At 59.5% G+C, this 12,487-nt stretch carries 13 protein-coding genes; 11 read left to right on the forward strand and 2 right to left on the reverse strand.

Annotated elements, in window-relative coordinates; translation table 11 throughout:
* Window positions 1–98: 98 nt before the first annotated feature.
* A complete protein-coding gene (locus DYL61_RS19520) occupies window positions 99–2,120 on the forward strand; it encodes an LTA synthase family protein (RefSeq protein WP_135309682.1) in 2,022 nt (673 codons plus the stop codon).
* On the opposite strand, the gene DYL61_RS19525 is transcribed toward DYL61_RS19520, so the two are convergent.
* Window positions 2,121–2,495 carry a c-type cytochrome gene (locus tag DYL61_RS19525; RefSeq protein WP_135309683.1) on the reverse strand — a complete coding sequence of 125 codons (375 nt, stop codon included), beginning with the start codon at window positions 2,493–2,495 and terminating at the stop codon, window positions 2,121–2,123.
* A 190-nt stretch (window positions 2,496–2,685) separates the two neighbouring features.
* On the opposite strand from DYL61_RS19525, the gene DYL61_RS19530 reads away from it, so the two are divergent.
* From DYL61_RS19530 to DYL61_RS19575, 10 genes are all read left to right on the forward strand, one after another.
* Entirely contained in the window at window positions 2,686–3,066 is a 381-nt protein-coding gene (locus DYL61_RS19530; RefSeq protein WP_105697886.1) for a response regulator, read from the forward strand.
* Between the two features lie 194 nt (window positions 3,067–3,260).
* Complete coding sequence (locus DYL61_RS19535) at window positions 3,261–3,875, forward strand: biliverdin-producing heme oxygenase (protein ID WP_135309684.1); 615 nt, start codon at window positions 3,261–3,263, stop codon at window positions 3,873–3,875.
* A complete protein-coding gene (locus DYL61_RS19540; RefSeq protein WP_135309685.1) occupies window positions 3,872–6,115 on the forward strand; it encodes an ATP-binding protein in 2,244 nt (747 codons plus the stop codon). Before DYL61_RS19535 ends, DYL61_RS19540 begins: the two co-directional genes overlap by 4 nt.
* Window positions 6,116–6,562: 447 nt before the next feature.
* Window positions 6,563–6,904 carry a type II toxin-antitoxin system RelE/ParE family toxin gene (locus tag DYL61_RS19545; protein WP_135309686.1) on the forward strand — a complete coding sequence of 114 codons (342 nt, stop codon included), beginning with the start codon at window positions 6,563–6,565 and terminating at the stop codon, window positions 6,902–6,904.
* 10 nt (window positions 6,905–6,914) lie between these two features.
* Window positions 6,915–7,223, forward strand: coding sequence for a helix-turn-helix domain-containing protein (locus DYL61_RS19550; RefSeq protein WP_135309687.1), 309 nt, complete (start codon window positions 6,915–6,917; stop codon window positions 7,221–7,223).
* A 189-nt stretch (window positions 7,224–7,412) separates the two neighbouring features.
* On the forward strand, window positions 7,413–8,426 hold the full coding sequence (locus DYL61_RS19555) for a sensor domain-containing diguanylate cyclase (protein ID WP_135309688.1): 1,014 nt from the start codon (window positions 7,413–7,415) through the stop codon (window positions 8,424–8,426).
* Between the two features lie 106 nt (window positions 8,427–8,532).
* Window positions 8,533–9,795: a 2-aminoadipate transaminase gene (locus tag DYL61_RS19560; RefSeq protein WP_135309689.1), complete on the forward strand. Its 1,263-nt coding sequence runs from the start codon at window positions 8,533–8,535 to the stop codon at window positions 9,793–9,795.
* A 65-nt stretch (window positions 9,796–9,860) separates the two neighbouring features.
* Complete coding sequence (locus tag DYL61_RS19565; RefSeq protein WP_076949917.1) at window positions 9,861–10,115, forward strand: type II toxin-antitoxin system prevent-host-death family antitoxin; 255 nt, start codon at window positions 9,861–9,863, stop codon at window positions 10,113–10,115.
* Window positions 10,112–10,366, forward strand: a complete 255-nt coding sequence (locus DYL61_RS19570; RefSeq protein WP_135309690.1) for a Txe/YoeB family addiction module toxin — start codon at window positions 10,112–10,114, stop codon at window positions 10,364–10,366. Before DYL61_RS19565 ends, DYL61_RS19570 begins: the two co-directional genes overlap by 4 nt.
* A gap of 85 nt (window positions 10,367–10,451) precedes the next feature.
* Window positions 10,452–11,156, forward strand: a complete 705-nt coding sequence (locus tag DYL61_RS19575; RefSeq protein WP_135309691.1) for a hypothetical protein — start codon at window positions 10,452–10,454, stop codon at window positions 11,154–11,156.
* A 134-nt stretch (window positions 11,157–11,290) separates the two neighbouring features.
* Here the strand turns inward: DYL61_RS19575 and ptaA are convergent, their stop codons facing one another.
* Complete coding sequence (gene ptaA / locus DYL61_RS19580; protein ID WP_135309692.1) at window positions 11,291–12,376, reverse strand: pyoverdine biosynthesis transaminase PtaA; 1,086 nt, start codon at window positions 12,374–12,376, stop codon at window positions 11,291–11,293.
* Window positions 12,377–12,487 lie beyond the last annotated feature (111 nt).

The raw sequence follows: 12,487 nt of genomic DNA on the forward strand, positions 1-12,487 counted from the left end.
CGGTGTATCAGTCACCCTTGTTTCAACTGAACCTCCGCTATCGCGGGCAAGCCCGCTCCCACATTGGATCTGCGTCGTTTTAAAGAATGGGGAAAAAAATGAGTGCGTTGCAATCACGCCGCCTGCGCTACGGCGTGGGCGCGATCGGGTTGGTGTTTGTGTTGCTGGCCGCACTGCGGCTGGTGTTCGTCGTGGGCTTTTCAGGCCTGGCATTGAACACCCCACACTTGCTGGAAACCCTCGGCATCGGCCTGCGGTTCGACCTGCGCCTGGCGGTGTTGCTGCTGCTACCGCTGGCCGTGCTGGCCTGGCTGCCACGCTGGAACCTCATCACCCTGCCCGCCCTGCGCTGGCTGGCGCGTGGGTATTGGGTCGTGGCATTGGCCGTGGTCGGCCTGGTGTACATCATCGACTTCGGCCACTACGCCTACCTCGGCGTGCGCATCAATGCGACGGTATTGCGTTACCTGCAAGACGCGCAGATTTCTCAACAAATGGTGTGGGAAACCTACCCGGTGCTGTGGATAACCGCGTGCTGGCTGGCGGCAGTGGCGCTGTGGGTGTGGGCGCTGGTTTGCCTGGAACGCTTGACCCTGGACCAGCCCAAGCCTGTCATCGGTAAATGGACGCTGGCGTCCGTCTCGGTGCTGGGGACCACCGCCGTGCTGCTGGCCCTGCTCGGTCGCGTCGCCCACCTCAACCTGGAAAACCCGGTGCCCCTGCGCTGGAGCGATGCGTTCTTTTCCGGCAACAGCCAGGTGGCCGCCGTGGGCCTGAACCCGGTGCTGTTTTTGTACGACACCCTCAAGGTCGGCCAATCGCAGTTCGATGAACAACAGGTGCGCGAGCACTACCCGCAAATCGCCCACTACCTCGGGGTGGATCAACCCGATGCGCAGCGGTTGAATTTCATCCGCGAACAAGGCGTGCAGCCCTATCGACTGCCTGGCGAGCGCCCGCCCAATGTGGTGTTCGTGATGCTTGAATCCCTCGGGACCAGTGCCGTCGGCGCTTACGGCAACCCGCTGAACCCCACGCCGAACCTGGACCGGTTGGCCACGCAAAGTTGGTTGTTCAAACACTTTTACGTGCCCGTCACCGGCACCGCCAAGACGGTATGGGCCAGCATCAGTGGCGTGCCGGATGTCACCCGCCAGGAAACGGCCACGCGCAACCCGCTGATCACGCGGCAACACACGTTGATCAATGCGTTCGAGGGCTACCAGAAGTTCTACATGATCGGCGGCAACGCCGGCTGGGCGAATATCAACGCGTTGATCCGCCAGAGCATCGACGGCGTGCAGCTGTATGAAGAAAGCCACTGGCGCTCGCCACGGGTGGACGTGTGGGGCATTTCCGATCTGGATCTGTTCAAGGAAGGCGACCAACTGTTGCGCGCCGTCCCCAAGGACCAACCCTTCTTCGCCTACCTGCAAACCTCCGGCAACCACCGCCCGTTCACCATCCCCAAGCACAATGATGATTTCCAGATAAAAGAGGTGACCCTGGAGCAAGTCCAGGCCGCCGGTTCCCGCAGCGTCGAGCAATACAACGCCGTGCGGTTGCTGGACTACAACATCGGCCGCTTGATGGACATCGCCAAGGCCGGTGGTTGGTACGACAACAGCATTTTTGTGTTTTTCGGCGACCACAACACGCGCATCAGCCAGATCCCGCACATGGCCCCCGCCTTTGAACAGCTGGGTTTGGAGAGTAATAACGTGCCTCTATTGATCCATGCACCCGGCCTTAAACCCCGAGTTATCGACGAGGCCGTGGGCCTGGCCGACCTGCTGCCCACTGTCGCCGGCCTGGCGGGCATGCCGTTTCGCAATGGCGCGATGGGCCGCGATATCCAGCAGCCCGCACCCGAAGGTGAACGGGTGGTGCCGCTGGTATTGCGTGAAGGCACCTTCCCGATCATCGGCGGCGTGACCCAGCACTTCCTCTTGCAGATGCAACACGACGGCAGCTCACCGACCCTGCATGACCTGGCGTCACACACCCCGCGTGAGGACGTGGCGGCGCAGCACCCAGAGGAGTTTCAACGCTTGCAGGGGCTCACCCGGGGGTTGCATGAAACTGCGCGGTTGATGTTGTTCAGGAACGTGCGCGAGTGACTATTTGGGCTGGAAGGTTTCGAGGTACGCCAGGATATTTTCGATTTTTTCCGGGTCGCTGATACCCCAGAAGATCATGCGCGTGCCGCTCACCACCTTCTTCGGCGCTTCGATATAAGCGGCGAGTTTGTCGCGGGTCCACACCACCCCGGAGTTTTTCATCGCATCGGAGTATTGATAGTCGGTGGTGGTGCCGGCAGTTCGGCCGATGATGCCGTTGAGCTGCGGCCCGAAGCCACCGCGCGCGCCTTCGCCGATGCTGTGGCAACCGCCGCAGGTCTTGGCGAAGAGTTTGCCGCCCGCCTCGGCGTCACCCGCCGCGAAGGCGGGGCTAGAGGTGAGGATCAGGGCGAGGGTCAACAAGGCGTACTTCATGGCGGGCTCCACAGCGGGTGTAGCGGGCGATTATGCCTGTTTGTCCACAGCCTGGGGCTACACAGGTCATGGTTTCACGTTGGGCAAAACACCCTCTAAATGACCACCCATCGCCTCGAGTACATCCAATCGAACCTATACAGACGTGTTCTACTCCACCCCTATGAACCCTGATGGAGGAGTAAGGATCATGGCTCAGCCATCGATTTTGGTATTGGAAGACGACGAGATCATTCGCTCGTTGATGGTGGATGTACTGGAAGACTTCGGGGCGGTGGTGACGTCGTTTCCTTCGGCGGACGAAGGAATGATTTACCTGGAGCGGGGCGATGACCCGGTGGACCTGATCGTCAGCGATATCCAGATGCCGGGCTTGCTCAATGGTTATGACTTGAGCCGCGTGGTGGCCCACCGTTGGCCGACGGTGCCGGTGCTGTTGACGTCCGGCAATGCCAAGTTGGCCGCGCAACTGGGCAGTACGGTGCGATTTCTGCCCAAGCCGTGGAGCAGTGAACATTTGATTGAGTGTGTGCAAACGGCGCTGGGCCAGCAAGGTACGTCTATGCATTGATAGCGTCGCGATATCACTTAAACCGAACTTCGCAACAATCCCAGTGGTCATTAATGAGCAAGGAGCGACTTTTCTGATCCGCCGGTCAGCCGTTTCGCTAAGTGCGTGCTGTTGATGGCTTTGAGCTGTGTAGAATCGTCGCCCATTTCCACGCGTCATTCATGGCCGAGAGGCCCACAGTTCGAGCTTATTGAATGCATTCACAGGCCCATGACGTTGGTGTGCCCTCATTGCTGGAAGCGCTACGCACAGGCACTGCCCTGCTGCACGTAGCGCTGGAAAAGCGCCTGCCGTTTTTCTGCGAGCGCCTGGATGCCGGCTGGTACCAGCGCTTGCTCCAGGCGTATTACGGGTTTTATGCGCCGATGGAAGCGGCACTGTCTGACAGCGGTTTGATTCCCGACGGCTTTGACCCCGTGTTGCGTGTGAAAACGCCAACCTTGCTGGGTGACTTGTATGCCTTGGGCCTGGATGAAGCCGCCATCACCGCCCTGCCCCGTTGCGCCGAACTCCCGATCTTCGACACCCCCGCCGCCTGTCTCGGCGCGCTGTACGTGTTGGAAGGCGCGACCTTGGGCGGCCAGGTCTTGCGCCGGGAAATGGCCCAGCGCCTGGATATAAATGCCGACAACGGCGGCGCGTTTCTCAATGTATACGGCGCCGAGACCGGACGGCGCTGGAAAGACTTTCTCGACTACCTCGGCAGCCAACCGCTGGACGCTTGCGCCAAAGAGCGCGCGGTGCTGGCTGCCCGTTCGACATTCAGCTGCTTTGAGCAATGGCTCGACAGCCAGGAGGTATTGCTATGAAACCCGAAGACTTTGAAGAACTGCTTGCCAACTGCGCCGACGAGCCGATCCGCTTTCCGGGGGCGATCCAGCCTCACGGCGTGCTGCTGACCCTGTCGGAGCCGGACCTGACGATCATTCAGGTCAGCGCCAACGTCGGTACGTTGTTCGGCCATGCGCCCGAGGCGCTGCTGAATCAGCCGCTGCAGACATTGGTGGGCACCGAGCACGCCAAGGCCGTGCAGGAGATGGCGCAGACCAACACGTTCATCGACGCACCACCGCTGCACGTCACCTTTAACGGTGCTGAATTCGAAGGCTTGCTGCATCGCCATCAGGATGTACTGGTGCTGGAATTCGAACCGTTGCTCAAGGACTTCCGCCCGCGCTCGCTGAAAGGTCGCACCAGTGACCTGGGCAAGATGCTGCAACGTTTGCAGTCGGCGAAAACCCTGCAAGCGCTGTACGAAATCAGCGTGACTGAAATCCAGGCCATGACCGGCTACGACCGTGTGTTGATCTACCGTTTTGAAGAGGAAGGCCACGGCCAGGTGATCGCCGAAGCATCGGCGCCGTCCATGGAGCTGTTCAACGGATTGTTCTTCCCGGCGTCCGACATCCCGGAACAGGCCCGCGAGTTGTATCGCACCAACTGGCTGCGCATCATCCCGAATGCAGCGTATGAGCCGGTGCCATTGTTGCCCAAGCTGCGCCCGGACATCGACCAACCGCTGGACTTGAGCTTTGCCACCCTGCGCAGTGTGTCGCCGATTCACTGCCAGTACATGCAGAACATGGGCGTGTTGTCGTCCATGAGCATCTCGCTGATGAAGGGCGACAGACTCTGGGGCCTGATCAGTTGCGGCAACCGCGAGCCGCTGTTGGTGCCGAACGATTTGCGCACCGCCTGCCAGACCATCGGCCAGGTGCTGTCGTTGCAGATCAGCGCCATGGAAGCCCTGGACCTTAGCCGTCAGCGTGAAGAGAAAGTCGAAGCGTTGGCCTTGCTCGACCAGGCGATGAAAGCCTCCGAGGAAAACGTATTCGATGGCCTGGCCCAACGCGGCCAATTGCTGATGGACCTGACCCTGTCCGGCGGCGTGGCGATCATCGAAGACAAACAACTGCACCGCTACGGCAACTGCCCGGAGCCGGCGCAGATCCGTGCGTTGCACAAATGGCTGCAGGAAAGCGGCGAGCCGGTGTTTTCCAGCCACAACCTGACCTCGGTGTACCCACCAGCGGCTGAATACCAACAAGTGGCCAGCGGTGTATTGGCCATGAGCCTGCCCAAGCCGGTGGATAACGGCGTGTTGTGGTTCCGTCCGGAGGTGAAGGAGAGCATCAACTGGAGCGGCGATCCGAAAAAACCGCTGGACCTGGAAACCTCCGACGCAGGTCTGCGCCTCCGCCCACGCACTTCGTTTGAAATCTGGAAAGTGGAAATGGCCGGCATCTCCACCAAGTGGAGCCATGGTGACCGCTTCGCCGCCAACGACCTGCGCCGCTCGGCCCTGGAAAACGACCTGGCCCGCCAGGTGCTGCGCGAGCAACAAGCCGTGCGCGCGCGTGATGAGTTGGTGGCAGTCGTGTCCCACGACCTGCGTAACCCGATGACCGTGATTTCCATGTTGTGCGGCATGATGCAAAAAGCATTCAGCTCCGATGGCCCACATACTTCACGGCGGATTTCCTCGGCCATCGACACCATGCAACAGGCCGCCGGCCGGATGAACGTCCTGCTGGAAGACCTGCTCGACACCTCGAAAATCGAGGCCGGGCGTTATGTGGTCAAGCCAGTGGCGCTGGATGTGAGCCAGATATTCGAAGAAGCCTATTCCCTGCTCGCGCCGCTGGCGATGGAGAAAGGCATCGACCTGTCCTTCAACGCCGAGCCGGGCCTGCAGATCAATGCCGACCCGGAGCGCCTGTTCCAGGTGCTGTCGAACCTGATCGGCAACGCCATCAAGTTCACCCCGCGCCAGGGCAATATCGGCATCAGCGCCATGAGCAATGGGGAGGAGATTGTGTTCTCGGTACGCGACTCCGGTGAGGGCATTGCGCCAGAGCAGTTGCCCCACGTGTTCGATCGCTACTGGACACAGACCGAAAACAACCCCACTGGCAGCGGCCTGGGGCTGTATATCACCCAAGGCATCGTGCAGGCCCATGGCGGCAAAATCGTTGCTGAAAGTGAAGTAGGCCGTGGCAGTGAGTTCCGGTTTACGGTGCCGAAGGTGGATGGCGACTCGCACACCTGATCGCTCGTCATACCTTGATGCCAAGCGTTTAAAGCGGTCTTGGCAGGCCCTCGGTAAGTTGCTCGCTCGCCTTGATAACGAAGCAGTTCGCTGCCCGTTATCAACGGCGATCCCTTACTTTCAGAGGAAAGCCACGATGATTGGTCCAGTACCCAGCACGCCTGTCTACCCAACTCCCACCGACACCTCGAACGAAGCCCCCTCCCCGGCTCGTAAAAAACGCAGCCTGGACACCCCCGCCATCGTTGAGCCCGAAAACGCCGCACCCACTGATCGGACACGCCAGCGCAGTGGGGGCGGTCTGGACAGTCTGGGCCGCGGAAATATTCTTTAACCCGGCTGTAGAGGGCAGCGTTCGCGCTGCCTTCCCCTGACTCGTCCTCAACTTTTGCGAAAAGCTCTATTAATCGCCGATGGTCTATTGAACCTATTTTGGTACACTCGCCAGTGAACGACATACAGCCCGTATTGAACGTAGTGTTTTACAGAACCGAAACAGGCAACGAGCCAGTACGTGAATGGCTGATGGATCTGCCGAGAGAGGACCGAAAACTCATCGGCATTGACATCAAGTCCGTCCAGTTCGGATGGCCCTACGGAATGCCCTTGGTTCGAAAACTGGAGCACCGGCTGTGGGAGACTCGAACCCTTCTTGGTAGCAACATTGCGCGAGTCATTTTTACGCTGGTTGAGTGCGAGATGGTGTTACTGCACGGTTTCATTAAAAAGAGTCAGAAAACACCCAAAGTCGAACTCGATACCGCCAGGCGTCGCAAAAGCAAGTTATGAGGGATACGCCATGAACAAACATATCGGCTCCAACTTCGATGATTTTCTCAATGACGACGGGCTCAGCGAAGAGGTGTCCGCCGGAGCACTGAAACGGGTTATCGCCTGGCAATTGGCAGAGGCGATGAAGGCTCAAAAAATCAGCAAAAAGGCGCTGGCCGAGCGCATGCACACCAGCCGTACCGCGGTAGACCGTGCCCTTGATCAGAATGATTCAGGCATGACCTTGGCGACCTTGGCAAGCGCAGCAAGAGCACTTGGCCAACGGGTAGAGGTTCGACTGATACCCGATTCAGGTACACGCCCCTCAATGGCCTGACGCATTGAGTGGTCAGGGATAGAACGGGAGAGTCCACTACGCGGCAATAGCCTATTGCCACCTCCCAAAAGCCGCACATCTGCCCTATTCAAACCGCCCCAACCGCGTTGTACAGTAGCGCCAGCCACGGAGTATCGGCGTCAATTCATGACTGGCCTTGGACGCCAGTTGCAGGCAAGGAGCGCGCAGATGGACGATATTCCCGGCAATAGCCCGTTGCACCATGACTTTTCCCACCTCAACGCCGACATGCTGCACACCGTGCTGGAGTTGGTCAGCGATGGAATCTGGGATTGGAACGCCAACACCGGTTTCGTCTACCGCAACCCGGGTTGGTACGAGATGCTGGGCTACCCCCGCCACTCCCTGGAAAACACTGTGTTCACTTGGGAGAACGTGATCCATCCCGAGGATTACCCCCAAGTGATGACGCTGTTTGATGACTACATCAACCGTCGCGCGCCCCATTACCAAATCGAATACCGCTGCCGTAAACAGGATGGCAGCTACTTGTGGATCGAAGACCGTGGCTATGTCATTGCACGCAATGACGACGGCTCGGTGGCGCGGATGGTGGGTGCGCACCGTGACATCGATCTACGTAAAAACTCCATCGAGCAATTGGAACGGCGCAACAAATCCCTTGAATCCCTGGTGGCCGAGCGTACGCGTGAGCTGTCGCGGGTCAATCAACAGTTGCAGCTGCAACTGGACGAGAACCGCTCGCTCGCGGAGCGGGATGCGCTGACCCTGGTCGCCAACCGTTATCGCCTGGAAAAGGTGCTGCTGGAGGAATGTGATCGGGCCCAGCGCTTTCGCCTGCCCCTGGCGTTGATCGCCATGGATATCGACGACTTCAAGCCGATCAATGACCAGCACGGGCATAGCGTGGGTGACCAGACGTTGGTGCGGGTGGTCGAATGCCTGGAAAGCTGCGTGCGCCCCGATGACTTGCTGGCCCGCTGGGGGGGCGATGAATTTATGGTGATATTGCCGGAAAGCTCATTGGAAATGGCGAAGACGGTGGCCCAACGCATTTGTCAGGCGCTGAGGGAGATGCCTGTGCAAGACAATTTCAGCGTGACCCTGAGCCTGGGCGTGGCCGAGCGCCAATTGGGTGAGTCCCCCGCCGCCTTGATGGCACGTGCCGACCAGGCGCTGTATCGCGCCAAGGCGGCGGGCAAGGACGGGGTATCGGAGTGAGCTGCCCTTCCGATTTGGAATGACCCGGCGACTTTATTTCGTTTGCGGCAACAGCGGGCACCCGGCTTAGATAAAAAGACGCCCGTCATTGCCGAGTCCGAGATTCATGAGCCACGACACCATCAGCCAGTCGATTTCCATCGTTCACCCCATCAGCCTCAGCCACGGTAAAAACGCCGAGGTCTGGGACACCACGGGCAAACGCTATATCGACTTTGTCGGGGGTATCGGCGTGCTTAACCTGGGGCATTGCCACCCCGGTGTGGTCGAGGCCATACGCGACCAAGCCACCAGGCTCACCCACTACGCCTTCAATGCCGCGCCTCACGCGCCCTACATCGACCTGATGAATCGCCTGGCTACGTTCATCCCGGTGGACTACCCAGTCAGCGGCATGCTCACCAACAGTGGCGCGGAAGCAGCGGAAAACGCCTTGAAGATCGTGCGCGGAGCCACCGGGCGCACGGCGGTGATCGCCTTCGACGGGGCGTTCCATGGTCGGACCCTGGCCACCCTCAACCTGAACGGCAAGGTTGCGCCCTACAAACAAAAGGTCGGTGTACTGCCTGGCCCGGTGTATCACTTGCCCTACCCCAGTGCCGATAACGGCGTGACCTGTGCCGAAGCGCTGAAAGCCATGGACCGCCTGTTCAGCGTGGAAATCGACGTGGAAGACGTGGCCTGTTTCATCATCGAGCCGGTGCAGGGTGAAGGGGGCTTCCTGGCGCTGGATATCGAGTTCGCCCAGGCACTGCGACGTTTCTGCGATGAGAAAAACATCCTGCTGATTGCCGATGAAATCCAATCGGGGTTCGGCCGTACCGGCCAGCGCTTTGCCTTTTCGCGCCTGGGGATTGAGCCGGACTTGATCCTGCTCGGTAAAAGCATCGCCGGCGGCGTGCCGCTGGGAGCGGTGGTGGGGCGCAAGGCACTGCTCGACAACCTGCCCAAAGGCGGCCTGGGCGGCACCTATTCCGGGAATCCCATTGCCTGTGCGGCGGCGCTGGCCACCCTGGATGCGATGACCGACGAACACCTGAACACCTGGGGCTCGCAACAAGAAGAAGCCATCGTCAGCCGCTATCAAGCGTGGCGCACGCAAGGCATCTCCCCCTACCTGGGCCGCCTGACCGGCGTCGGTGCCATGCGCGGCATCGAATTGGCAAACGCAGACGGCACGCCAGCGGCCAAGCAGTTGACCCAATTGCTGAGCCTGGCAAGAGACGCCGGCTTGCTGCTGATGCCCAGCGGCAAGTCGCGGCACATCATTCGTTTGTTGGCGCCGTTGACCATTGAGGCTGCGGTGCTGGAGGAGGGTCTGGATATTCTCGAAGCGTGCCTAAAACAGCTGAATGCGCTTGACCGTTGATAAGATGCCGCTTGAAGACATGTACGTATTTCTGTACGTTTCACTCTTCAAACGAGGACGACATCATGGAAACCATCAACTACACCAATGCCCGTGCTCATCTGTCTGAAACGATGGATCGAGTTAACGAAGATCATATTCCGCTGCTGCTAACCCGCCAAAAAGGCGAGCCGGTAGTGATGATTTCGTTATCAGAATTTAATGCGCTTGAAGAGACGGCCTATTTGCTGCGTTCGCCCAAAAACGCCGAGCGTCTAATAAACTCAATCAACAGTTTGCGAGCCGGTAAAGCCAAGCCAAGGCGGTTGATTGAAGAATGAAAATACTCTTTACCCCCGAGGGCTGGGACGACTATCTCTGGTTTCAACAGAACGATAAAGCGGGACTCAAGCGTATAAACCTGCTGATCAAAGCCATTCAAAGAGATCCATTTGACGGCGTCGGCAAGCCTGAACCTCTCAAACACAATCTAAGTGGTTTCTGGTCTCGGCGAATAACGGCAGAGCATCGTTTGGTGTATGGCATCGAGGATGATGAAGTCCAGATCCTGATGTGCCGCTATCACTACTGACAAGGCGCCTGCCTTGACCTGATCCCCCTCCCCCCTGAAAATGCCCGACGCTTTTTTGTCTCTCGTTTACTGAAGTGAAATTTCAATGTCCGATTCCCACCACGAAGAATCCGTAGTCGCCTTGCCGTCCAAAGCTGAATACGAAAACGCCATCAATCTTTCACAGCATGTGCCAGCGGCCAAGATCATCAGCGAGATGGTGCTGGACGCGTTCCACACCTCCAAGGAAAGCGACCAGATCCGCGAACTGCGTGTTGCCATCCGCCAGGCCCACGATGCTTTCGACGACGACAAGGCCTACGACTTGATGGGCCAGCTCAAGCAACTCAAGGACGCCGAGGCGGCTGATAACGCCGCCCTGGAAGACCTGAGCAGCAAGTTCTCCATCAGCCGCATCCTGTCCAGCTTCAAGGACGACCCCGAGTTCCAGGAACTGGTCTACGGCCTGGCCTTGAAGGTGCTGAACCAGAGCCACCAGGCCATCAGCAACCCAAGCTCGGGCAAGAGCAAGGCCGCCCGCCCGAAGAAAGAAGCCGAAGTGTTTGTGATCAGCAAGGATGGCATCAGCGTCACCCTGCCGCTGCGCACGCCCCGCTCCAAACTGAATGTGGATCGTGAGGCGTTCGAATTCCTGGGTTTCAGCTTTGTGGGTGAAGGCGATGAAGCTGAGCTGGAGGTTGAAAGCTTTGTGGATAACGCCGGCACCGAGCAGCCGCTGAGCCGCAAGAGTGTGATCACTGCGTTGCAACAGCAGAGTGCGTTTGAGGGGTACAGCATCGCGCTGCAGTAACTCATTCTCAGCAACACAGCTAAACCCAATGTGGGAGGGGGCTTGCCCCCGATAGCAGAGTGTCAGTCAACAACTGTGTGACTGATGCACCGCCATCGGGGGCAAGCCCCCTCCCACAGTTGTTTTGTGTTGTCTCAACTGACCTGCGCTGCAAACACCTCACGAAACCGCGCCATCTCCTGCTTGTTGCCCACCGTCACCCGCACCCACTGCGGCCAGTCTTTCCACACCCGCCCGACCCTCACGCCTTGCGCTGCCAGCGTGTCGACCACCTGCTCCGCCGGTTGCTTAACGTCGATCATGAAGCAGTTGGCCTGGGACGCCGTGCAGGTAAAGCCTCGGCCTCTCAACCACTTGAGGGTTTCATCCCGCAGTTGGGTATTGAGCGCCTTGCGGTGTGGCAACACCTTCACGTCTTCAAGGCTGGCCAAGCCTGCGAGTAACGTGGGACCCGCCGGTACGTTGTCGCCACCAAACACTGCCAGCCGCTCCAGCAGCGCCGGATGGCCGATCGCCAACCCCAGGCGCGCACCGGCCATGCCATAGATCTTCGAAAAGGTGCGCAGTACCAGCAGGTCATCATGGTCCTTGACCCAACTCACCACGCTGGGCACATCGGCAAAGTCGATGTACGCCTCATCCACCACCAGCACACTGCCTTTGGGCTTGTTGGCCAAGGCCTGGCGGATCGCCTCCAGCGGCGTGACGGTGCCGGTCGGGTTGTTGGGGTTGCACAGGTAGAGCATGCCGGCCTGAGGATCGGCGGCGAGCATGGCCGGTACATCGTGGGCGTGGTCAGGGTTGAGGTTCACTTCACGCACTGGCGCCTTGTTCGATTCGGCAGCCTGGCGCGGCACTTCGTAGGACGGCGTGGCCATCACCAGGCCGCGGGTGTCGCTGGTAAACGCCAGCACCGCGTAACGCAGGGCCGCCATGGAGCCGGCGAACACGGCCACCTGTTCTTCGGCGATCCCTTGTTGCCGGGCAAACAGGCCGGCCAGGGCGTACATGTGTTGATACGGATAGCGCCCAGACGTCGCGATGCCCCGCTGCATGGCCTCGCGTGCAGCCTGAGACGGGCCATAGGGGCTTTCGTTGTAGTTGAGCAGCACGGTGTCAGTGTTTGCCGGCGGCGGTGCCGCGACGGCCCAGTCGAGGCGCCCCAATAGCGGCAGGGCTGCGCCCAGGGCGAGAAGGGACCGACGACTAACGCTGACCATGGGGCAACTCCTTGTAGGGGGTGATGGATTCGCACAGCTCGTACAGAGGGGTATGACGAGAAAAACAGCGTGTGATTTAAATCGCCGCCCAATAAAAAGCCCCGCGCTTCT

The organism is Pseudomonas nabeulensis, from assembly GCF_004682045.1.
In the GTDB taxonomy this organism is placed as follows: domain Bacteria; phylum Pseudomonadota; class Gammaproteobacteria; order Pseudomonadales; family Pseudomonadaceae; genus Aquipseudomonas; species Aquipseudomonas nabeulensis.